This window comes from Leifsonia shinshuensis (assembly GCF_031456835.1).
Classification (GTDB): domain Bacteria; phylum Actinomycetota; class Actinomycetes; order Actinomycetales; family Microbacteriaceae; genus Leifsonia; species Leifsonia shinshuensis_C.
Genome location: NZ_JAVDVK010000001.1, coordinates 26,268 through 46,410, shown reverse-complemented (window position 1 = coordinate 46,410; position 20,143 = coordinate 26,268). Strand labels below are relative to the sequence as shown.

The following is a 20,143-nucleotide window of genomic DNA, read 5'->3' as shown; positions in this document are numbered from 1 at the left end:
CGGCGCCACGCCGGTCAGCGCTTGCGCTTCTCGCGCACCCGCATGTTGAGCACGATGGGCGTGCCCTCGAAGCCGTACACCTCGCGCAGCCGGCGGATGATGTACCGCCGGTAGCCCGGGTCGAGGAACCCGGTCGTGAACACCACGAATGTCGGCGGACGGCTCGACGCCTGCGTCCCGAACAGGATGCGCGGCTGCTTGCCGCCGCGGACCGGGTGCGGGTGCGCCGCGGTCAGCTCGGCGAGGAACGCGTTGAACTTGCCGGTCGGGATGCGCGTGTCCCACGACTCGAGCGCCAGCTCCAGCGCGGGAACCAGCTTCTCCAGGTGCCGGCCGGTGCGGGCCGAGATGTTGACGCGCGGCGCCCACGAGACGTGCGCGAGGTCCTGCTCGATCTCGCGCTCCAGGTAGCGGCGGCGCTCGTCGTCGAGGAGGTCCCACTTGTTGAACGCGAGCACCAGGGCGCGACCGGATTCGAGGACCAGGTCGATGATGCGCACGTCCTGCTCGCTGATCGGCTCGCTGACGTCGAGGACGACGACGGCCACCTCGGCCTTCTCCAGCGCGGTGGAGGTGCGGAGCGAGGCGTAGAAGTCGGCGCCCTGCTGCAGATGCACGCGACGGCGGATGCCCGCAGTGTCGACGAAGCGCCAGACCCGCCCGCCCAGCTCGACCTGCTCGTCCACCGGGTCGCGCGTGGTGCCGGCGAGGTCGTTGACGACGACGCGCTCCTCCCCCGCGGTCTTGTTGAGCAGGGACGACTTGCCGACGTTGGGGCGCCCGATGATCGCGACGCGGCGCGGGCCGCCGATCTCGCGCTTGGCGAAGGCGGACTCCTCGGGGAGCACCTTCAGCACCTCGTCCAGCAGGTCGGCCACGCCACGGCCGTGCAGTGCCGACACCGGATGCGGCTCGCCGAGTCCGAGCGACCACAGCTCGGTCGCGAACGGCTCCTGGCGGGCGTCGTCCACTTTGTTGGCGGCGAGGAAGACCGGCTTGTCGGTCTTGCGGAGCAGGCGGACCACGCGCTCGTCGGTGGCGGTCGCGCCGACCGTCGCATCCACCACGAACAGCACGGCGTCGGCGAGGTCGATCGCGACCTCGGCCTGCGCGGCCACGCTGGCGTCGATGCCGCGCGCGTCGGGCTCCCAGCCGCCGGTGTCGACGATCGTGAACCGGCGGCCGTTCCATTCCGCCTGGTACGAGACGCGGTCGCGGGTCACGCCGGGCGTGTCCTCCACGACGGCCTCGCGGCGGCCCAGGATGCGGTTGACGAGCGCAGACTTGCCGACGTTCGGGCGTCCGACGATCGCCAGGACGGGAAGCGCGGGCAGGTAGGTGATGCCCTCGACGTCCTCGCCGGCGATGTCGAGCAGGTCGAGGTCGCTCTCGTCGAGCTCGTACTCCTCGAGGCCGCTGCGGAGCGCGTTCGCGCGCTGGACCGCGAGGTCCTCGTCGAGCGTGGAGAGCCGGGCGACGAGGTCGTCGTCGCCGACGGGCTCGTTTTCGATGTCAGACATGGGCTGCTTTCTGTACGACCTGGATGACCGCGTGGACGGTCTGGTCGAAGTCGAGGTCGGTGGAGTCGACGGTGGTCACACCGTCCGCGGCGTTCATGAAGTCGACGACGCGGGCATCGGCCGCGTCGCGCCTCCGCAGTGCCTCGCCGACGTGGGCGGCGGAATGGTCGGCCAGCTCCGCGGAACGCCTGGCCATTCTAACGGCTTCGTCGGCGGTGAGCAGGATGCGCACGGGCGCATCCGGGCAGACCACGGTCGTGATGTCGCGCCCCTCCACCACTATGCCGTCGCGATCGGTGCCACGGATGATGTCCCGGAAAAGCTCCGTCAGGAACGTCCGCACCTCGGGGACGCGCGCGATAGCGCTCACCACCGACGTCACCTCGGGCGTACGGATGGCCTCCGTGACGTCGTGGTCGCCCACGAACACGTGATAACTCGCCGGGTCGGTACCGATCCGGTAGTCGAAGTCGGGAAGGGCGTCGATCACCGCGGCGGCGTCGGTCGCGTCGATCCCGCGCTCCACGACGTACCAGCTGAGGGCGCGGTACGCCGCGCCGGTGTCGAGGTACGCCCAGCCGAGACGGCCGGCGGCCGCCTTGCTCACGCTCGACTTGCCGCTCCCGGCCGGTCCGTCGACGGCGACGACGATCGTGTCGGTCATCCGGTGATCCTCCATCCTCGTTCGGTCAGGTCGGAGACCGTGCGGTGCGCCACCTCGGGCAGCACCGCGATGTCGGCGAGGCCGAACGGTGCGCCGGGCGAGTGCTCCAGCCGCAGGTCCTCCATGTTCACGCCGAGCTCGCCGAGCTCGTGCAGCAGCCGCGCGAGCTCACCGGGCCGGTCCTCCACCATCACGACGAAGCGCGAATATCTCCGGTCCTGGCCGTGCTTGCCCGGCAGGCGCGAGACGCCGATGTTGCCGCCGGCGATCTCCTCGGCGATCGTCCGCCGCGCCCCGGAGGCGTCGACGTCGCCGAGGGCGACGAGCACGCGGTCGAGGTCGTCGCGGTAGGCGCGCAGGATCTCGACGATCGCGGGCGCGTTGGCGCCGAGGATCTGCACCCACAGCTCGGGCTCGCTCGCGGCGATGCGGGTGACGTCGCGGACGCCCTGACCGGCGAGCGCGAGGGCGGCGTCCGGCGAGTCGGCCAGCCGCTTCGCCATGAGCGACGAGACGATCTGGGGCGCGTGCGAGACGAGCGCGACGGCGGCGTCGTGCTGGTCCGCATCCATCTCGATGGGGGTCGCGCCGAGGTCGAGGATGAGCGCCTCCACGAGGCTCACCGCCGAACGCGGGTTCTCGGGGCGCGCAGCCACGACCCACGGCCGGCCGATGAACAGGTCGGCGCGGCCGGCCGAGGGGCCGCCGCGCTCGCGTCCGGCGAGCGGGTGGCCGCCGACGTAGCGCGCGAGGTCGAGGCCGGACGCCTCCAGCTCGGCGAGCGGCGCGACCTTCACGCTGGCCACATCCGTGACGATCGCCTCGGGATGCTTCGCCAGCTCCTCCGCGATCACCCGGCCGGTGAGGTCGGGCGGGACCGCGACGACGATCAGGGCGGGCTCCACTCCCCCGTCGTCGATTCGGCCCGCGCCGTAGTCCGCCGCCAGCCGCAGGTGGGCGGGCGAGGCGTCGGCGAGCAGCACGTCAACACCCCGGGCGCGCAGCCCGAGTCCGACGGAGGCGCCGAGCAGCCCCGCGCCGACGACGCGGACGGGACCGGCGAGGCGGGCGGTGGAGTCAGTCACCCGTCCACCTTAGAGGCTGCCCCGGACGTCCGTCGGCCGACGGCATCGAGGGGACGCGACACGCCGTTATCCATGTCGGATAGCGGCGCGTTGCGACCCCTCGATCACGGAGAAAGCGCGTCAGCCCTGGCGCGAGATGGTCAGGAGCTGGCCGAGCTCGGCCTTCGTCAGGTCGCGCAGCTGGCCCGCCTTCAGCGTCCCGAGGTGGAGCGGGCCGAACTGCCGCCGTACGAGTTCCAGCACGGGATGCCCGACCTCCGCGAGCATCCGCCGCACGATCCGGTTGCGGCCGGAGTGCAGCGTGATCTCGACCAGCGAGTCGTCGCCGCGCGGGTTCGCCTGCAGCAGCTTGGCGCGGTCGGCCGCGATCGGGCCGTCGTCGAGTTCGACGCCCTTAGTCAGCCGCCCGATGGTCTGCGGCGTGACGACGCCGCGCACGCGCGCGATGTACGTCTTGGTGACGCCGAAGCTGGGGTGCGCCAGCACGTGCGCGAGCTCGCCGTCGTTGGTGAGGATGAGCAGGCCCGAGGTCTCCGCATCCAATCGCCCGACGTTGAACAGGCGCTCCGGGTACCCGGCGGTGAAGCGCGAGAGGTCCGGACGCCCCTGCTCGTCGCGCATCGAGCTCACGACGCCGACCGGCTTGTTGAGCATGACGTAGCGGCGGGTGGTGTCGAGCTGCACGGCGGTGCCGTCGACGGCGACCTTGTCCGTGAGCGGGTCGACGCGCGTCCCGAGCTCCTGCACGACCGTGCCGTTCACGGTCACCCGCCCGGCGACGATCATCTCCTCGGAGACGCGGCGCGACGCGACGCCGGCGGCCGCCATCACCTTCTGCAGGCGCTCGCCCTGCCCCGTGCCCTCAGCGGACATCGCCCTCGAACCCGTCTGCGCCGTCCGCCAGGAGCGGGGAGATCTTCGGCAGCTCGTCGACCGAGTTGATGCCCAGCTGGCTGAGCAGCAGGTCGGTCGTTCCATAGTTGATGGCGCCGGTCTCGCTGTCGGTGAAGAGCTCGGTGATGAGGCCACGGCCGAGCAGCGTGCGCACCACCGAATCCACGTTGACGGCACGGATGGACGCGATCGCGCCGCGGCTGATCGGCTGCTTGTACGCGATCACGGCCAGCGTCTCGAGCGCCGCCTGGGACAGCTTGGTCGGATTCTGCTGCAGCACGTACCCGGAGACGACCGCGTCGTACTCCTCGCGCACGTAGATGCGCCAGCCGCCACCCACCTCGCGCAGCTCGAAGCCGCGCCGGACGCCTCCCGCCTCGCCGTCGAAGTCGGCGACCAGCGCCGCGATGGCGGCGCGCACGCGCTTGACCGGCGCTCCGACCGCGGTGGCGAGCGTGACGACGCTCATCGGCTCGTCCGCCACCATGAGGATGGCCTCCAGCGCGCGTTCGATCTGCGCGTCGTCGACGGGCGCGGGCACCTCGGTGGTGTCCGTCACCTCCGTGCCCTCCGCGATCTCGGCCGTGTTCTCAACCGTCATAGTCGGCTCCCAGATTCGACAGGTTCTCCTCGGACCAGTGCTCCGCCGTCCACCGCAGCGTCAGCTCGCCGAGCGGCTCCAGTTGCTCGAACGCGAGCGCGGCGCGGCGGTACAGCTCCAGCACGGCGAGGAACCGCGCGACGACGACGCCCTTCTGCTCGGCGCCGGCTACCAGCTGGCGGAAGCTCATCGGCTCGCCGTGACGCAGCATCCCGACCACGATCGCCGCCTGCTCCCGGATGCTGACCAGCGGCGCGTGCAGGTGGTCGAGCCCGACGACGGGCACCTCGCGCGGGGTCATCGCGAGAGTGGCCAGCGCCGCGAAGTCGTCGAGGCTCAGCGTCCACACCAGCTCCGGCGTGCGCTGGCGGAACTTGTCCTCCAGCCGCACGAGCCGCGCGTGCCGTGCGCCCTCCGCTTCGAGCCGCTCCGCGAACCACGACGACGCCTCCTTGAAGGCCCGATACTGCAGCAGCCGGGCGAACAGGAGGTCGCGGGCCTCCAGCAGTGCGACATCCTCCGCATCCACCAGCTCGCCCTGCGGCAGCAGTCCGGCCACCTTGAGGTCGAGCAGGGTCGCGGCCACGAGGAGGAACTCGCTGGCCTCGTCCAGGCTCTCCTCCGTATCGAGCGCGCGCAGGTAGGCGATGAACTCGTCGGTCACCCGGCTCAACGAGATCTCGGTGATGTCGAGCTCGTGCTTCGTGATCAGCGACAGGAGCAGGTCGAACGGGCCCTCGAACTCGCCGAGCGAGACGCGGAAGCCCGCGGACTCCGGCTCGGTCGTGCCGGAGCCGGGCGTGCCCGGTTCGGTCGTGCCCGGTTCTGTCGTATCAGGCGACGGCGCCACGGAACACCAGTTCCCGCGCCAGCTGGCGGTACGCCTCCGCCGCCTGGTGCTCGGGCGCGAACTGCGTGATCGGGGTGGCCGCGACCGACGCGTCCGGGAACTTCACCGTGCGCGAGATAACGGTCTCGAGCACGCGGTCGCCGAAGGCGTCGACGACGCGCTCCAGCACCTCGCGCGAGTGCAGCGTGCGGGAGTCGTACATGGTGGCCAGGATGCCATCCAGCTCGATCGCCGGGTTGAGGCGCTCGCGCACCTTGTCGATGGTCTCGATCAGCAGGGCGACGCCGCGCAGTGCGAAGTACTCGCACTCCAGCGGGATGAGGACGCCGTGGCTCGCGGTCAGCGCGTTGACGGTCAGGATGCCCAGCGACGGCTGGCAGTCGACCAGGATGACGTCGTAGTCGTTCGCGACCTTGCGCAGCACGCCGGCGAGGATCTGCTCGCGCGCGACCTCGTTGACAAGGTGCACCTCGGCCGCGGAGAGGTCGATGTTGGCCGGGATGATGTCGAGGCCGGGCGTCGACGTGGACTGGATGGCCTCCTGCACGTCCGCGTGGCGGTTCAGCAGCAGGTCGTAGATCGTCGTGGCGTCGTGCGTGCGCGCGCCGAGCCCGGCGGAGAGGGCGCCCTGCGGGTCGAAGTCGACCGCGAGGACGCGGCGGCCGTACTCGGCGAGCGACGCGCCGAGGTTGATGCTCGTCGTCGTCTTGCCGACGCCGCCCTTCTGGTTGCAGAGGGCGATGATCTTCGCCGGTCCGTGCTGCGCCAGCGGGGCGGGCACCGGGAACGCGCGCTGGGGGCGACCGGTGGGGCCGGGCTTCACGGCGATGGATGCGGCATCCATGCCCGGAAGCTGGGTCTCGACCTCGTCGTTGCGCGTCACCTGGGTGTTCCTCGTCCCTCTCGTGGGCGGTCTTTCAAGGGGACAGTCTATCCGCGCCGTGCCCCGCTTGCGGGGCGTGCGCCCGGCGGTTCGGTACGCTGGCCGCGTGCAGCCGATGCCGTCCGCCCTCGAGACCCCGCGCCTGCGTCTGCGCCCGCGCGAGGGGCGCGACGCCGAATGGAACCTCGCGCTGCTCGCCGAGCATCCCCTCGGCCGCGCGCCGGGATCGCTCGAGGAGGAGCGGGAGCGGCTGGATGCTCAGCGCCGCCGCTTCGACGAACAGGGCTTCGGGCTCTACACGATCGAGCTCCAGGAGACCGGCGAGGCCGTCGGCTACTGCGGGCTGGTCGTCGGCCGGGCCAGCGCCGCCCAGCCCGAGCTGGCCTACGAGCTGCTCCGCGCGCACGTCGGCGGCGGCTACGCGACCGAGGCGGCGTCGGCGGTGGTGGATGCGGCGTTCGACGCCGGCTTCCCGATCCTCTGGGCGACCGTGGCAACCTGGAACGCCCCGTCGTTCGGCGTGCTGCGGAAGCTCGGCTTCACCGCCACACGCCGCGCCGGCGGAGACGCGCGCTCGGTCTACGTCTGGCTGCGCCGCCGCGCACCGCGGCGCACCCACCGCGCGCTGCCGAGCGACTGACTGCCGCGTTCCGTCACGTCTGCGGGTGTTCGCGCAGCCGCAGACGTGACGAACGGCAGCAGACTCACCGGGCGCGGGGGTGGGAGGTCGCGTAGACGTCGCGCAGGGTGTCGGCGGTGACCAGCGTGTAGATCTGCGTCGTCGCGACCGACGAGTGGCCCAGCAGCTCCTGCACCACGCGCACGTCTGCCCCGCCGGCCAGCAGATGCGTGGCGAAGGAGTGCCGCAGCGTGTGCGGCGAGATCTCGACGTCGAGCTTCGCCCGCTCGGCGGCTGCGCGGATGATGAGCCAGACGTTCTGGCGCGAGAGCCGCGCCCCGCGCATCCCGAGGAAGAGGGCGGGTGTGGCCTTCCCCTTCGCCGACAGCACCGGCCGTGCTCGCACGAGGTAGGCGGACACGGCCTCCTGCGCGTAGCTGCCGAGCGGCACGATCCGCTGCTTGCTGCCCTTGCCGGTGAGGCGAACGATGTCGGAGTCGATCACGTCGTCCACGTTGAGGTTCACGGCCTCGCTGACGCGAGCGCCGGTGGCGTACATCAGCTCGAGCAGCGCCTTGTCGCGCAGCGCGGCGACATCGTCGCCGTCCGTCGCCGCCAGCAGCGCCGAGACCTGCTCCACCGAGATCGCCTTGGGCAGCCGGCTGGGGAGCTTCGGCGGGCGGAGGTCGCGGGACGCATCCACCTCGACCCGGCCCTCGTCGAGCAGGAACCGGTGGAAGCCCCGCACCGTCGACAGCATCCGGGCCAGAGAGGATGCGGTGAGCGGCGACTCCTCGCGCGTCCCGAGGTGCACGGCGAAAGCGGACAGGGTGGCGGGCGTCACCTGCCGCACGTCGCCGATGCCCTCCTGGTCCAGCCACGCCGCGTACACCGCGAGGTCGCGGCGGTAGGCGGCGACGGTGTTCGCCGAGAGCCCGCGCTCGATGGCGACGTGCCGGAGGAACCCGTCGACATCGGCCGCGACGGTCATCTGCTCAGCTTGGGATGGCTCGGCCAGGGCTCGGTGGCGGCGCCGAGCGTGCTCCAGTCCTGCTCCCGCGCGGTGCGCGCCGCGAGCAGCGCGATGATGAGCGGCGCGTTGTGCACGCGCCGCTGCAGCACGGCCTCGACCGCCTCGTCGAGCGGGACCCAGCGCACCTCGATGTCGGCCTCCTCCGCCTCGCGGGCGAACGCGGAGCCGGTCGAGCGGATGCCGCGGGCGAGGTAGATCCGGATGGCCTCGTCGTTGCCGCCCGGGCTGGTGAAGACGTCGGCGAGCACGTTCCACTCGTCGGCCTCGAGGTCGGCCTCCTCGCTCAGCTCGCGCTGGGCCGCCGTCAGCGGGTCCTCGGCGTGCTGGTCGAGCAGCCCGGCCGGGATCTCCCAGTCGCGGTGGCGCACCGGGTGCCGGTACTGCCGGATGAGCAGCACCTGACCGTCGTCGCCCATCGCGAGGATGCCGACGGCGCCGGTGTGGTCGACGTACTCGCGCGTGATCTCCTCGCCGTTGTAGCGGAAGACGTCGCGCCGCACGTTCCAGATCTTGCCCTCGAAGGCGGTCTCCGACCGCACGATCTCGGGACGGAACGGCTGGTCGTTCAGGTCGGCGCCGGGCGCGTCGGCCATCAGGCCTCCGCCACCATCTCGGCGTCCGCCTCGGCGACCTCGAACAGCAGGCTCGCCTTCTGGCGGTCGAGCGCCGCGCCGACCAGGCCCGCGAACAGCGGGTGCGCGCGGTTCGGGCGCGAGCGCAGCTCCGGGTGCGCCTGGGTGCCCACGTAGAACGGGTGCACGTCGCGCGGCAGCTCCACGTACTCGACCAGGTGGCCGTCGGGCGAGGTGCCCGAGAACCAGAGGCCGGCGTCGGCGATCTGCTCGCGGTAGTTGTTGTTCACCTCGTAGCGGTGGCGGTGGCGCTCGGACGCCTCGTCCGCGCCGTACAGTTCCGCGACCAGCGAGCCCTCGGCGAGGGTCGCGGGGTAGAGCCCGAGGCGCATGGTGCCGCCCAGGTCGCCGCCCGCGATGATGTCCACCTGCTCCGCCATGGTCGCGATCACCGGGAACTCGGTCTCCGGGTCGAACTCCGACGACGACGCGCCGGCGAGGCCGGCCTCGTGCCGCGCGTACTCGATGACCATGCACTGCAGGCCCAGGCACAGGCCGAGCGCGGGGATGCCGTTCTCACGGGCGAAGCGGAGGGCGCCCACCTTGCCCTCGATGCCGCGCACGCCGAATCCGCCCGGGACGCAGATCGCGTCGACGTCGGACAGCTGCGCGGCGGCGCCTTCCGGCGTCTGGCACTCGTCCGACGGGATCCACTTGAGCTTCACCTTCGTGCGGTGCGCGAAGCCTCCCGCGCGCAGCGCCTCCGTGACGGAGAGGTACGCGTCGGGCAGGTCGATGTACTTGCCGACCAGGCCGATCGTCACCTCGTGCTTGGGGTCGTGCACCGACTCGAGGAGCCGCGCCCAGCCGTCCCAGTCGACGTCGTTCGCCTTGTCGAGGCCGAGCTGGTCGATGATGTAGGCGTCGAGGCCCTGCTCGTGCAGCATGGTCGGGATGTCGTAGATGCTCGGGACGTCGACCGCGTTCACGACGGCCTGCTCGTCCACGTCGCACATCAGCGCGATCTTGCGCTTGTTGCCCTCGGAGACCGGTCGGTCGCTGCGCAGCACCAGCGCGTCCGGCTGGATGCCGATGGAGCGGAGCGCGGCGACCGAGTGCTGCGTCGGCTTGGTCTTCTGCTCGCCCGAGGCGTTCATGAACGGCACGAGCGAGACGTGCACGAAGAAGCAGTTCTTGCGCCCCAGCTCGTGGCGCACCTGGCGCGCCGACTCGATGAACGGCTGCGACTCGATGTCGCCGACCGTGCCGCCGATCTCGGTGATGATCACGTCGGGTGCGGGCTCGCCGTCCGGGCCGGGCTGCGCCTGCAGCCGCATCCGGCGCTTGATCTCGTCGGTGATGTGCGGGATGACCTGCACGGTGTCGCCCAGGTACTCGCCGCGGCGCTCCTTGGCGATGACGTTCGAGTAGATCTGGCCGGTGGTGACGTTGGCGGACTGGCCGAGGTTGATGTCGAGGAAGCGCTCGTAGTGGCCGATGTCGAGGTCGGTCTCGGCGCCGTCGTCGGTCACGAAGACCTCGCCGTGCTGGAACGGGTTCATCGTCCCCGGGTCCACATTGAGGTAGGGGTCGAGCTTCTGCATGACCACCCGCAGACCGCGGGCCGTCAGGAGGTTGCCGAGGGAGGCGGCTGTGAGACCCTTCCCCAACGAAGAAACGACACCACCCGTCACGAAGATGTGCTTGGTAGTGCCGTTAGTTGAACTTTTGCCGTTTGAAGGGCCCGCGTCTGAATAATCCACCACGGGCTCTCAGCTTATCACCTGTGGATGCGCGTCCCGCGCGCCACGGCCGGTCAGCGTCGCGCGGCGGACGCCATCTCGACCAGTTCGCGGGCGTGGGCGAGCCCGCTCTCGGAGTCGGGGAGGCCGGAGAGCAGCCGCGCCATCTCGGCGATCCGCTCGTCGCCGTCCAGACGGCGGACGCTGGAGGCGGTGACCGCGCCGTCGCTGCCCTTGACGACCGTGAGGTGGTTGTTCGCGAAGGCGGCGACCTGGGCGAGGTGCGTCACGACGATCACCTGCGCCGACTCGGCGAGCCGGGCGAGCCGCCGCCCGATCTCGATGGCGGAGGCGCCGCCGACGCCCGCATCCACCTCGTCGAAGATGAACGTCGGCACCGGGTCGCTGCCGGCGATCACGACCTCGATCGCGAGCATCACCCGCGACAGCTCGCCGCCGGAGGCGCCCTTGCCGAGCGCACGCGGCTCGGCCCCCGGATGCGGCTGCAGCAGGATGGCGACCTGGTCGCGTCCCGTCGCGCTGTACGTGCCGAGGTCCTCCGGGTCGCGCTGCGACACCTCCACGACGATGCGCGCATCCGGCATCGCGAGGGCCGACAGCTCGTCGCTGACCGCCTCGGAGAGCCGGACCGCGGCCGCCGTCCGCTGAGCGCTCAGATCAGCCGCCAGCTCCGCCACCAGGGCGGCGTCGTCCTCGACCTCGCGGGTCAGCTCACCGATCCGGTCGGCGTCGCCGTCGAGCTCGAGCAGGCGGAGGCTGCCGGTCTCGAGCGTGCGGATCACGTCGTCGAGCGTCGGGCCGTACCTGCGCACCAGGCCGGCGAGCTCGGAGCGGCGCGCCTGCACGACGTCGAGCTCCTGCGCGCCGTCCGCGTCGAGCGCGGCCAGGTAGGTGGACAGCTGGGCGGCGATGTCCGAGATCAGGTAGTTCGCCTCGGCCACGGACTCCGCCAGCGGCTGCAGGGCGCTGTCGTGCGGCGCGACGCGCTCGAGCTGGCGACGCGCGTTGTCGAGCAGGCCCAGCGCATCCATCCCCTCCGACTCCTCGGCGCTCAGCAGCTCGCGGGCGGCGGAGGCGGCGAGCCGCAGCTCCTCCAGGTTGGTCAGTCGCTCGGCGCGGTCGGCCAGCTCGTCGTCCTCACCGGGCTGCGGGGCGACGGACTCGATCTCGGCCATCGCGGCGCGCAGGTCGTCGGCCTCGCGGGCGCGGCGGTCCTGGTCGGCGATCAGCTCGTCGAGCTCCGCGCGGTTGTCGCGCCAGCGGTTCCAGACCTGCTCGTAGGCGGCGAGCGCCTCGGCGAACGCCGGGCCGGCGAACCGGTCGAGCGCGGCCCGTTGCGCGACGGCGGACCGCAGCCGGATCTGGTCGGACTGCCCGTGCACCACCACCAGCTGCTCGCCGAGCTCGGTCAGCACGGCGACCGGCGCGCTGCGGCCGCCGACGACCGCCCGGGACCGGCCCTCGGCCGAGACCGACCGGCTGAGCACCAGCTCGGCCTCCGCGGCGTCGATCGCATCCACGTCTCCCCCTGCGTCGCGCACGCGCTCGACCACGTCGCCCGACGACGGCACGCGCCAGCGGCCCTCCACCCACGCCTGCGGGCTGCCGAGGCGGACGGCGCCCGAGTCGGCGCGCTCGCCCAGCAGCAGGCCCAGGGCGGACACCACCATGGTCTTGCCCGCGCCGGTCTCGCCGGTGATCGCGGTGAAACCGGACCCCAGCGGAAGGGAGGCGTCGGCGATGACGCCCAGGTCTTTGATCGAGATCTCCTCGATTCCTCCGCGCGCGTCAGTCACGGCCCGCCGGCCCCCTCCAACCGGTAACGGGGAGGTCGAACTTGTGCACCAGCCGGTCGGTGAACGGACCGGGGTGCAGCCGGGCGAGCCGCACCGGGATGGGCGAGCGCCGCACCACGACGCGCGCCCCGCGGGGCAGATCGAAGGGACGACGCCCGTCGCACCAGAGGATGCCCGCTCCCCCGGCGCGGTCGAGCAGTTCGACGGCGAGGGACGAGTCGGCATCCACGACGAGTGGACGCGAGAACAGGGCGTGCGCGCTCAGCGGCACCAGCAGCAGCGCGGCGACGCCCGGCCACACGACCGGGCCGCCTGCGGAGAAGGAGTAGGCGGTCGAGCCGGTGGGCGTCGACATCACGACGCCGTCGCAGCCGAAGCTCGACATCGGCCGGCCGTCGACCTCGATCACGACCTCGAGCATCCGCTCGCGGCTGGCCTTCTCGACCGTCGCCTCGTTGAGGGCCCAGCTCTCGTAGACGACCTCGCGGTCCACCTTGACCCGGGCGGAGAGCGTCATGCGCTCCTCCACCTCGTAGTCCTTCGCGAGCCCGCGGGCCACCGCGGTCTCCAGGTCGTCGCGCTCACTCTCGGCCAGGAAGCCGACATGGCCGAGGTTCACGCCGAGAAGCGGCGCCGAGCATCCCCGCACCAGTTCGGCCGCGCGCAGGATGGTGCCGTCTCCGCCCAGCACGATCACCAGTTCGAGCTCGCTGGCCGGAACGTCGTCACCCAGCACGAGCACCGCATCGAGCGACGGGTCCGCCTCCAGGATGTCCCTGCGCTCGTCCGCGCTCAGCACCGGGACGACGCCCGCGTCGAGCAGCTGCCGGGACACCCGGACACCCGCCTCGAGGGAGTCCTGACGACCGGTGTGCGCGACGACGAGGATGTACCGCGTCGCTGCACCCATCAGTGTCACGTCCCCTCCTCTCGAAAGCCGTCCTCCCATTCTGTCTGTTTTCTCGCCGAGGACGAGGCCGCAGGCCGGGTTTGTGGAGAACGTTCACCTAGCGCGAAAGTCTTGCGATCTCCTCGCGGCGTTCCGACGGGTCGGGGGCGCCGCTGCGCAGCCAGGCCAGGAACTCCCTGTTCCCGTGCCCTCCGGCGATCGGCGAGGCGATGAGCCCGGCCGTCCCGAGGCCCGCGTCGTGGGCCGCCCAGAGCACGTCGGACACCGCGTCCGCCCGCAAGCCGGCGTCCTTCACGACGCCCTCGCGGATGCCCTGCCTGCCCACCTCGAACTGCGGCTTGATCAGCACGACGAAGTCCGCGCCGCGCGCGGCCGTCGCCACGAGCGCGGGAAGCACCTGGGTGAGCGAGATGAACGACAGGTCGGCCACGACCAGGTCCGGACGGGCGTCGTCGCCGGTGAGGGATGCGAGCGCGTCGGCGGTGAGCGACCGGACGTTCACGCCCTCGTACGACCGCAGCCGGTCCTCGCCGGCGAGGACCGGCGAGAGCTGGCCGTGCCCCACATCCACCGCGATCACCCGGGCGGCGCCGCGCTCCAGGAGCACCTGGCTGAAGCCGCCGGTGGACGCTCCCGCGTCGAGCGCGACGCGGCCGGCCGGGTCGATGCCGAAGGCGTCGAGAGCGGCGATCAGCTTGTGGGCCCCGCGGCTCACGTAGTGGTCCGCACCGGCGACCTCGATGCGCTGGTCGTCACCGACCTTGAGCGCCGGCCGCACGGCGGGACGTCCATCCACCGTCACCAGGCCCTCGGCGATGACCGCCGCCGCATGCGAGCGCGAGCGCGCCAGACCGCGTTCCGCGAGCGCCACGTCGAGGCGGCGCTCAGCGGCCATGGCCGTCGTCGCCCTCCAGCGTGCGGCGGAGCTGCTCGTGCAGCTGGGCGTAGGCGTCCGCGCGCGCATCCAGCGGCTGGCCTTCGATCACCTCCAGGCGGTCGACGAGGCCGTCCTCGTCGTCGCCGTGCGGTTCGTCCGTCATGACCCCACCGTACGTCAGCCCGTCACGCGACGAAGACACCCGCGAGCGTCTTCTTCCCGCGTCGCAGCACGACCATGTCGCCCGGGAGCACGTCGCCGCCGATGGGCTGGTCCGCATCCTCGACCTTCGTGTTGTTGACGTACACGCCGCCCTGCGCGACCGCCCGGCGGGCCTCGCTGAGGCTCGACGTCAGCCCGGTGTCGACCAGCGTCTGCGCCACCGTGGCCGAGGGCTCGGTCGTCGTGGTGTTGGGCAGCTCGCGAAGGGCGGCCTCGAGCGTCACCGTGTCGAGGTCGGTCAGCTCGCCCTGCCCGAACAGCGCCTGCGAGGCCGCGATGGCCGCCTCGGTCGCCTCGACGCCGTGCACCAGCGCGGTCACCTCGAACGCCAGGCGGCGCTGCGCCTCGCGCTTGAACGGCTCGTCGGCGACCTTCTGCGCCAGCTCGTCGATCTCGGCGCGCGTCAGGAAGGTGAACACCTTGAGACGGTCGATCACGTCGGCGTCGTCGGTGTTGAGCCAGAACTGGTACATCGCGTACGGGGACGTCAGCGCCGGGTCGAGCCAGACCGCATTGCCCTCGCTCTTGCCGAACTTGGTGCCGTCGCTGTTCGTGATCAGCGGCGTACCGATGGCGTGCACGTGGACGCCCTCGACCTTGCGGATGAGCTCGGTTCCGCTGGTCAGGTTGCCCCACTGGTCGCTGCCGCCGGTCTGCAGCACGCAGCCGTACTGGCGGTACAGCTCCAGGAAGTCCATCCCCTGAAGGATCTGGTAGCTGAACTCGGTGTACGAGATGCCCTCGTCGGAGTTGAGACGCGCGGCGACCGCATCCTTCTTCAGCATGGTGCCGACGCGGAAGTGCTTGCCGATCTCGCGCAGGAAGTCGATCGCCGACATCGGCGCCGTCCAGTCGAGGTTGTTCACCAGCCGCACGGCGCTGTCGCCCTCGTCGGAGAGGAAGCGCGTGACCTGCGCCTGCAGGTAGCCCACCCACTCCGCGACGGTCTCCTTGGTGTTCAGCGTGCGCTCGGCCGTCGGCCGGGGGTCGCCGATGAGGCCGGTGGAGCCGCCGACGAGGCCCAGCGGGCGGTGGCCGGCCAGCTGCAGGCGGCGCATGGTGAGCAGCTGCACCAGGTTCCCGAGGTGGAGGCTCGGGGCCGTCGGGTCGAAACCGCAGTAATAGGTGATCGGCTCCCCGGACAGGAGCTCTTTCAGCGCGGCCTCATCCGTCGACACGTGGATGAGCCCGCGCCAGACGAGCTCATCCCAGACGTCGTCGAAGGACGCGTCGTTGGACTGGGCGGTCAGGCCGGAGAGGGCGGTTTCGGACACCCGTCCAGGCTAGCAGCGGGCCCGGGGGCGGAAAGCGGGGGGGTCCATCGGCAGATCAGGGAATCAGACCTGATCTCCTATACATCGGGCCTCTGGGCCTGATACACTCGGCATCAGGCCAGCAGCCCTGATGAAGGAGACGGGATGTTCGTAATCACCGCCGACCAGGTCGACAGCAGACGACGTGCCGACATCGTCGCGCCGGAGATCGAGACCATCGACGCCCGCTACGCGGCACGCCTGACCCTGCCGCCTGACCGGAACGCCGGCGACGAGCTGCAACTGCTCACGGCCGATGCCGGCGCCGCCCTCGATCTCGTCCTGCACCTCACCCGTGAGGGCGTCTGGAGCGTCGGACTCGGTATCGGCGCCGTCCGCCTCCCCCTCCCGGAGAACACCCGCGAGGCGACCGGCGACGCGTTCATCGCCGCCCGCACCGCCGTCTCCCGCGCCAAGCGGACGCCGGCCCGCTTCGCCGCCGCGGCCGTCGCGGACGAGGAGGCCGCGGCCGACGTGGAGGCGCTCCTCACCCTGCTGCTGACCCTGCGCGAGGGCCGCACCCGCGCCGGGTGGGAGCTCTACGATCTGGTCTCGGCGGGCCTCACGCAGGCGGAAGCCGGTGCACGCCTGGGTATCACGCCGCAGTCGGCGAGCGACCGGGCCCGAGCGGCGGGGCTTCGCGCCGAACTGGCGGCGCTGCCTGCGCTCACTAGGCTGTTGGAACGAGCCGACGCGGCGCAGAGCGCTCCGAAGAGACCGGAGGAGGACGCATGACGATGGCCTGGCCGCCGCTCCCCGTGTTGTTCGCCCAGACGGCGCCGCAGGCGCTCTGGGTGCTCGCCCTCCTCCTGCTCCTCGCGTCGCTCGGCTGCATCGCGGCCACCCTGCGGACGCCGCGACGCCCGTTGGTGTACTCGGCGGCAGGCCTGCTCGCGGCCGCTTTCGTCGTGGTCCTGATCCCGGCGCAGCATGCGCCGCTCGCCGTGCGGCTGCTGATCGGCGTCGTGGCTCTCGCTCTGGCCGTCCTCGGCGGCTGGCCCGTATCCCAGCTGGTGCTCGCTCTCGCGACCCGGAGCTCGGTCGAACCGAGCGCGCACGGCGGCATCCTGGTGCGGGCGATGACCGCGGAGGGCGGGACCACCACCCGCGAAGTCCTCCGCGGCGGCACGACGATCGGCCTGCTGGAGCGGCTCGCCGCCGCCGGGACGATCATGGCGGGCTTCCCGGAGGGGCTGGCCGTGCTGATCGCCATCAAGGGCGTCGGCCGGTTCACCGAGCTGGACGAGGCGGAGGCGCGGGAGCGTTTCATCATCGGCACGCTGACGAGCGTCATCTGGGCGTGCGCCTGCGCCGGTGTGTTCCGGATCGTGGCGGGCTGACCCGCTCCGCTCGACCGCGTCAGTCGTCCGACTTCGGATGCCGCTTGTACGGCGACACGGTCGGGTCGCCCGGCAGCCAGTAGCGCCACGGGAACGCCAGCCCGCCTCCCGCGCCGGAGACTCCCGTGCGGGGGCCGGTCGCGTACTCGGCCTGCTCGGCCGGCAGCAGGAGCTCGAACGGCGGCCGGTACAGGTCGGCCCCGTCGTCCGCGAGGCTCATCCCCGCGGCGACGACCAGCCGCGCCGGTCCCCGGGCGAGATCGCGGTGCGGGATGAGGCGCCCGCTGGCCCCGACGCGCCGGCGCTCGGCGAGGTCCTCCCCCTCGACCACCTCGCCGGCGCGGAGCAGCACGGCGGAGGCCTCCCCCTCCGGGGAGCAGACGATGTTGGCGCAGACGTGCATCCCGTAGGTGAAGTACGTGTAGACGTGCCCGGGCGCGCCGTACATGACGGCGTTGCGCTTCGTGCGACCGCGGAAGGCGTGCGAGCCGGGGTCCAGTCCGTCGCCGATGTACGCCTCCACCTCGGTGATGCGGATCGCGACGGCGCCCTCCGGCGACTCGTGGCGCAGCACGGCGCCGAGCAGCCGCGGCGCGACCTCCAGCGACGACGCCAGGAACTCGTCGCGCTCGGGCCGGTACAGCGTCACGTCAGAAGATCCGGCCGCCCGCGGCGACGGTCACGATCAGGCCGACCACGACCACGACGATCGCCACGACGACGATGGCCGGGATGATCCACGGGCGCTTGCGCTCCGGGGCGAAGCGGGCCATCAGACGAGATCCCGTCGCGAGGCGTGCAGGTGGAGGGCGGCCTTGCGCACGTGCTCGGTGAGGGCGGCGAGCTGCTCCGCGACCCGGTCGGGCGCGGTGCCTCCCACGCCGTCGCGGCTCGCCACCGAGCCCTCGACGGAGAGCACCGAGCGCACCTCCGGTGTCAGCAGCGGCGAGACCGCCGCGAGCTGCTCGTCGGACACCTCGTGCAGCTCCAGCCCGTTCTCCTCCGCGACCCGCACCAGGCTGCCGCTCAGCTCGTGGGCAGTGCGGAACGGGACGTGGCGCTTCACCAGCCACTCGGCGACGTCCGTGGCGAGCGAGAAGCCCTGCGGGGCGAGCTCCGCCATCCGATCGGTGTGGAAGCGCAGCGTCGCGACCATCCCGGTGAACGCGGGCAGCACCGTCTCGAGCGTGCGGACCGAGTCGAACACCGGCTCCTTGTCCTCCTGCAGGTCGCGGTTGTACGCGAGCGGGAGGCCCTTCAGCGTGGTGAGGAGGCCGGTGGCGTTGCCGATCAGCCGGCCCGCCTTGCCGCGGGCGAGCTCCGCGATGTCGGGGTTCTTCTTCTGCGGCATGATCGACGACCCGGTCGAGTACCCGTCGTCGAGGGTGACGAAGCCGAACTCGCGCGTGTTCCAGAGGATGATCTCCTCGGCGAAGCGCGACAGGTCCACGCCGATCTGGGCCGCGACGAAGGCGAACTCGGCCACCACATCCCGTGCCGCGGTGCCGTCGATGGAGTTCTCGGAGCTGCGGGCGAAGCCGAGCTCGCGGGCGACGAGCAGCGGATCGAGCCCGAGCGTCGAGCCGGCCAGCGCTCCCGAGCCGTACGGCGAGACGTTCGCCCGCGCATCCCAGTCGGCGAGACGGTCGAGGTCGCGCACCAGCGGCCAGCAGTGCGCGAGCAGGTGGTGGGCGAGCAGCACGGGCTGCGCGTGCTGCAGGTGCGTCCGGCCCGGCATGACGGCGGTGGGATGCGCGCCCGCCTGGGATGCGATGGCGTCCACCAGGGCGATCAGCTGCTCGGCGATGACGCCGGCGTGGTCGCGGAGGTAGAGGCGGATGAGCGTGGCGATCTGGTCGTTGCGGCTGCGGCCGGCCCGGAGCTTGCCGCCGAGGTCGGCGCCCGCGCGCTCGATCAGGCCGCGCTCCAGGGCGCCGTGCACGTCCTCGTCGGTCTCGAGCGCGGCGAACGCGCCGGAGGCGACGTCGCGGTCGAGGGCGTCGAGGGCGGACAGCATCCCGTCGAGCTCCTCCGGCGTCAGGTAGCCGGCGGCCGCCAGGGCCTTGGCGTGCGCCCGGGAGCCGGCGATGTCGTAGGCGGCCAGCTCCCAGTCGAAGTGGGTCGACTTGCTGAGCGCCGCCAGCTCGGGCGAGGGGCCGCCGGCGAAGCGGCCGCCCCAGAGGGAGCCCTCGCCGGTGCGGCCGACGCCCGACGGCGTCCGTTCGGTGCTGTCGGTCATGCGGCGGCCTCCGTGTTCTTCGCGAGCAGCCAGGCGAGCAGGGCCTTCTGGGCGTGCAGACGGTTCTCGGCCTCGTCCCAGATCACCGACTGCGGGCCGTCGAGCACCTCCGCGCTGACCTCGTAGCCGCGGTAGGCCGGGAGGCAGTGGAGGAAGATCGCGTCGGGGTCCGCCAGCTCCATCAGGCGGGAGTCGACCGTGTAGTCGCCGAAGACGGCGACCCGCTCGGCCTTCTCGTCCTCCTTGCCCATCGACACCCAGGTGTCGGTGACCACGACGTCCGCGCCGGCCCCGGCCTCCGCCGGGTCAGTGAGCACGGTCACGGAGCCGCCGGTGCGCTCGGCGATCGCGCGGGCGTCCGCGACGACCGCGTCGGACGGCGCGTACGCGGCCGGGGCGGCGATGCGGACGTGCATGCCCGCGGTGGCGCCGCCGAGCAGGTAGGAGTGCGCCATGTTGTTGGCGCCGTCGCCGAAGTAGCTCATCGTCAGCCCGGCGAGCTCGCCCTTGTGCTCCTGCACGGTCAGCAGGTCGGCCAGGATCTGGCAGGGGTGGAAGTCGTCCGACAGGGCGTTGACGACCGGGACGCGCGTCCCCGCGGCCATCTCCTCCAGCCCCGCCTGCGCGAAGGTGCGCCACACGATCGCCGCCACCTGACGCTCCAGCACCCGGGCCGTGTCGGCGAGCGACTCCTTGCCGCCGAGCTGGCTCTCGCCGCTCTGGATGATCAGCGGGCTGCCACCCAGATCGGCGATGCCGACGGCGAACGACACACGCGTGCGGGTCGACGTCTTGTCGAAGATCACGGCGACCGTCTGCGGCCCGGCCAGCGGCTTCGCCGAGAAGCGGTCGCGCTTGAGGTCGGCCGCGAGGCGCAGCACCTCGGCCTGCTCGGCGGGCGAGAGATCGTCGTCGCGGAGGAAGTGCCGGGTCATGCTGGCGCCCTTTCGTCAGGGTTCGGG

The 20,143-nt window shown here is 72.0% G+C and carries 22 protein-coding genes; 3 read left to right on the top strand and 19 right to left on the bottom strand.

Translation table 11 applies throughout. The features are described 5' to 3' along the window. Window positions 1-14: 14 nt before the first annotated feature. The 7 genes from der to J2W45_RS00220 all read right to left on the bottom strand — a co-directional run bounded on the left by der (window position 15) and on the right by J2W45_RS00220 (window position 6,497). On the bottom strand, window positions 15-1,520 hold the full coding sequence (der, locus tag J2W45_RS00250) for a ribosome biogenesis GTPase Der (RefSeq protein WP_310128024.1): 1,506 nt from the start codon (window positions 1,518-1,520) through the stop codon (window positions 15-17). Beyond that, window positions 1,513-2,184, bottom strand: a complete 672-nt coding sequence (gene cmk, locus J2W45_RS00245) for a (d)CMP kinase (RefSeq protein ID WP_310128023.1) — start codon at window positions 2,182-2,184, stop codon at window positions 1,513-1,515. Before cmk ends, der begins: the two co-directional genes overlap by 8 nt. Further along, window positions 2,181-3,269 (bottom strand): prephenate dehydrogenase, encoded by a 1,089-nt coding sequence (locus J2W45_RS00240; protein ID WP_310128022.1) that lies wholly within the window; start codon window positions 3,267-3,269, stop codon window positions 2,181-2,183. Before J2W45_RS00240 ends, cmk begins: the two co-directional genes overlap by 4 nt. 120 nt (window positions 3,270-3,389) lie before the next feature. After that, window positions 3,390-4,142, bottom strand: a complete 753-nt coding sequence (locus J2W45_RS00235) for a pseudouridine synthase (protein ID WP_310128021.1) — start codon at window positions 4,140-4,142, stop codon at window positions 3,390-3,392. After that, entirely contained in the window at window positions 4,132-4,764 is a 633-nt protein-coding gene (scpB, locus tag J2W45_RS00230; protein ID WP_310128020.1) for an SMC-Scp complex subunit ScpB, read from the bottom strand. Before scpB ends, J2W45_RS00235 begins: the two co-directional genes overlap by 11 nt. Continuing rightward, complete coding sequence (locus J2W45_RS00225) at window positions 4,754-5,614, bottom strand: segregation and condensation protein A (RefSeq protein ID WP_310128019.1); 861 nt, start codon at window positions 5,612-5,614, stop codon at window positions 4,754-4,756. The genes scpB and J2W45_RS00225 overlap by 11 nt, the downstream gene beginning before the upstream one ends. Continuing rightward, window positions 5,598-6,497 carry a ParA family protein gene (locus J2W45_RS00220; protein ID WP_310128018.1) on the bottom strand — a complete coding sequence of 300 codons (900 nt, stop codon included), beginning with the start codon at window positions 6,495-6,497 and terminating at the stop codon, window positions 5,598-5,600. Before J2W45_RS00220 ends, J2W45_RS00225 begins: the two co-directional genes overlap by 17 nt. A 115-nt stretch (window positions 6,498-6,612) precedes the next feature. On the opposite strand from J2W45_RS00220, the gene J2W45_RS00215 reads away from it, so the two are divergent. Continuing rightward, the gene (locus tag J2W45_RS00215) at window positions 6,613-7,137 is read left to right on the top strand and encodes a GNAT family N-acetyltransferase (RefSeq protein ID WP_310134839.1); all 525 of its coding nucleotides are present in this window, start codon (window positions 6,613-6,615) and stop codon (window positions 7,135-7,137) included. 64 nt (window positions 7,138-7,201) lie between these two features. Here the strand turns inward: J2W45_RS00215 and xerD are convergent, their stop codons facing one another. The 8 genes from xerD to tyrS form a co-directional block, all read right to left on the bottom strand. Further along, on the bottom strand, window positions 7,202-8,107 hold the full coding sequence (gene xerD, locus J2W45_RS00210; protein WP_310128017.1) for a site-specific tyrosine recombinase XerD: 906 nt from the start codon (window positions 8,105-8,107) through the stop codon (window positions 7,202-7,204). Further along, window positions 8,104-8,742, bottom strand: coding sequence for an NUDIX hydrolase (locus tag J2W45_RS00205; protein ID WP_310128016.1), 639 nt, complete (start codon window positions 8,740-8,742; stop codon window positions 8,104-8,106). Before J2W45_RS00205 ends, xerD begins: the two co-directional genes overlap by 4 nt. Then, on the bottom strand, window positions 8,742-10,487 hold the full coding sequence (locus J2W45_RS00200) for a CTP synthase (RefSeq protein ID WP_396427043.1): 1,746 nt from the start codon (window positions 10,485-10,487) through the stop codon (window positions 8,742-8,744). The genes J2W45_RS00205 and J2W45_RS00200 overlap by 1 nt, the downstream gene beginning before the upstream one ends. 50 nt (window positions 10,488-10,537) lie before the next feature. Continuing rightward, a complete protein-coding gene (recN, locus tag J2W45_RS00195) occupies window positions 10,538-12,280 on the bottom strand; it encodes a DNA repair protein RecN (RefSeq protein WP_310128014.1) in 1,743 nt (580 codons plus the stop codon). Beyond that, window positions 12,273-13,190, bottom strand: coding sequence for an NAD kinase (locus J2W45_RS00190; RefSeq protein WP_310134833.1), 918 nt, complete (start codon window positions 13,188-13,190; stop codon window positions 12,273-12,275). The genes recN and J2W45_RS00190 overlap by 8 nt, the downstream gene beginning before the upstream one ends. Window positions 13,191-13,287: 97 nt before the next feature. Then, the gene (locus tag J2W45_RS00185) at window positions 13,288-14,085 is read right to left on the bottom strand and encodes a TlyA family RNA methyltransferase (RefSeq protein WP_310128013.1); all 798 of its coding nucleotides are present in this window, start codon (window positions 14,083-14,085) and stop codon (window positions 13,288-13,290) included. Further along, complete coding sequence (locus J2W45_RS00180; protein WP_310128011.1) at window positions 14,075-14,230, bottom strand: hypothetical protein; 156 nt, start codon at window positions 14,228-14,230, stop codon at window positions 14,075-14,077. The genes J2W45_RS00185 and J2W45_RS00180 overlap by 11 nt, the downstream gene beginning before the upstream one ends. A 22-nt stretch (window positions 14,231-14,252) precedes the next feature. Beyond that, window positions 14,253-15,563: a tyrosine--tRNA ligase gene (tyrS, locus tag J2W45_RS00175; protein ID WP_310128009.1), complete on the bottom strand. Its 1,311-nt coding sequence runs from the start codon at window positions 15,561-15,563 to the stop codon at window positions 14,253-14,255. Window positions 15,564-15,707: 144 nt separating this feature from the next. Between tyrS and J2W45_RS00170 the strand changes: the two genes are divergently transcribed. Continuing rightward, window positions 15,708-16,337 carry a DNA-binding protein gene (locus J2W45_RS00170; protein WP_310128008.1) on the top strand — a complete coding sequence of 210 codons (630 nt, stop codon included), beginning with the start codon at window positions 15,708-15,710 and terminating at the stop codon, window positions 16,335-16,337. Continuing rightward, on the top strand, window positions 16,334-16,942 hold the full coding sequence (locus tag J2W45_RS00165) for a hypothetical protein (protein ID WP_310128007.1): 609 nt from the start codon (window positions 16,334-16,336) through the stop codon (window positions 16,940-16,942). Before J2W45_RS00170 ends, J2W45_RS00165 begins: the two co-directional genes overlap by 4 nt. Window positions 16,943-16,961: 19 nt before the next feature. Here the strand turns inward: J2W45_RS00165 and J2W45_RS00160 are convergent, their stop codons facing one another. Genes J2W45_RS00160 through argF form a run of 4 tightly spaced genes read right to left on the bottom strand, consistent with a single transcriptional unit; the run spans window position 16,962 to window position 20,116 of the window. Further along, window positions 16,962-17,591, bottom strand: a complete 630-nt coding sequence (locus J2W45_RS00160) for a DNA-3-methyladenine glycosylase (protein ID WP_310128006.1) — start codon at window positions 17,589-17,591, stop codon at window positions 16,962-16,964. A gap of 1 nt (window position 17,592) precedes the next feature. After that, entirely contained in the window at window positions 17,593-17,715 is a 123-nt protein-coding gene (locus J2W45_RS00155) for a hypothetical protein (RefSeq protein ID WP_310128004.1), read from the bottom strand. Further along, window positions 17,715-19,181 (bottom strand): argininosuccinate lyase, encoded by a 1,467-nt coding sequence (gene argH / locus J2W45_RS00150; RefSeq protein WP_310128003.1) that lies wholly within the window; start codon window positions 19,179-19,181, stop codon window positions 17,715-17,717. Before argH ends, J2W45_RS00155 begins: the two co-directional genes overlap by 1 nt. Then, complete coding sequence (gene argF, locus J2W45_RS00145) at window positions 19,178-20,116, bottom strand: ornithine carbamoyltransferase (RefSeq protein ID WP_310128002.1); 939 nt, start codon at window positions 20,114-20,116, stop codon at window positions 19,178-19,180. The genes argH and argF overlap by 4 nt, the downstream gene beginning before the upstream one ends. Window positions 20,117-20,143: the final 27 nt, after the last annotated feature.

What these genes read in the sequence shown, in the direction of transcription:
- argF (WP_310128002.1), bottom strand. Translation starts at nt 20,116, where the DNA reads ATGACCCGGCACTTCCTCCGCGACGACGATCTCTCGCCCGCCGAGCAG.
- J2W45_RS00185 (WP_310128013.1), bottom strand. Translation starts at nt 14,085, where the DNA reads ATGGCCGCTGAGCGCCGCCTCGACGTGGCGCTCGCGGAACGCGGTCTG.
- J2W45_RS00215 (WP_310134839.1), top strand. Translation starts at nt 6,613, where the DNA reads ATGCCGTCCGCCCTCGAGACCCCGCGCCTGCGTCTGCGCCCGCGCGAG.
- cmk (WP_310128023.1), bottom strand. Translation starts at nt 2,184, where the DNA reads ATGACCGACACGATCGTCGTCGCCGTCGACGGACCGGCCGGGAGCGGC.
- J2W45_RS00190 (WP_310134833.1), bottom strand. Translation starts at nt 13,190, where the DNA reads ATGGGTGCAGCGACGCGGTACATCCTCGTCGTCGCGCACACCGGTCGT.
- J2W45_RS00165 (WP_310128007.1), top strand. Translation starts at nt 16,334, where the DNA reads ATGACGATGGCCTGGCCGCCGCTCCCCGTGTTGTTCGCCCAGACGGCG.
- J2W45_RS00205 (WP_310128016.1), bottom strand. Translation starts at nt 8,742, where the DNA reads ATGGCCGACGCGCCCGGCGCCGACCTGAACGACCAGCCGTTCCGTCCC.
- xerD (WP_310128017.1), bottom strand. Translation starts at nt 8,107, where the DNA reads ATGACCGTCGCGGCCGATGTCGACGGGTTCCTCCGGCACGTCGCCATC.
- J2W45_RS00235 (WP_310128021.1), bottom strand. Translation starts at nt 4,142, where the DNA reads ATGTCCGCTGAGGGCACGGGGCAGGGCGAGCGCCTGCAGAAGGTGATG.
- argH (WP_310128003.1), bottom strand. Translation starts at nt 19,181, where the DNA reads ATGACCGACAGCACCGAACGGACGCCGTCGGGCGTCGGCCGCACCGGC.
- scpB (WP_310128020.1), bottom strand. Translation starts at nt 4,764, where the DNA reads ATGACGGTTGAGAACACGGCCGAGATCGCGGAGGGCACGGAGGTGACG.
- J2W45_RS00180 (WP_310128011.1), bottom strand. Translation starts at nt 14,230, where the DNA reads ATGACGGACGAACCGCACGGCGACGACGAGGACGGCCTCGTCGACCGC.
- J2W45_RS00155 (WP_310128004.1), bottom strand. Translation starts at nt 17,715, where the DNA reads ATGGCCCGCTTCGCCCCGGAGCGCAAGCGCCCGTGGATCATCCCGGCC.
- der (WP_310128024.1), bottom strand. Translation starts at nt 1,520, where the DNA reads ATGTCTGACATCGAAAACGAGCCCGTCGGCGACGACGACCTCGTCGCC.
- J2W45_RS00170 (WP_310128008.1), top strand. Translation starts at nt 15,708, where the DNA reads ATGTTCGTAATCACCGCCGACCAGGTCGACAGCAGACGACGTGCCGAC.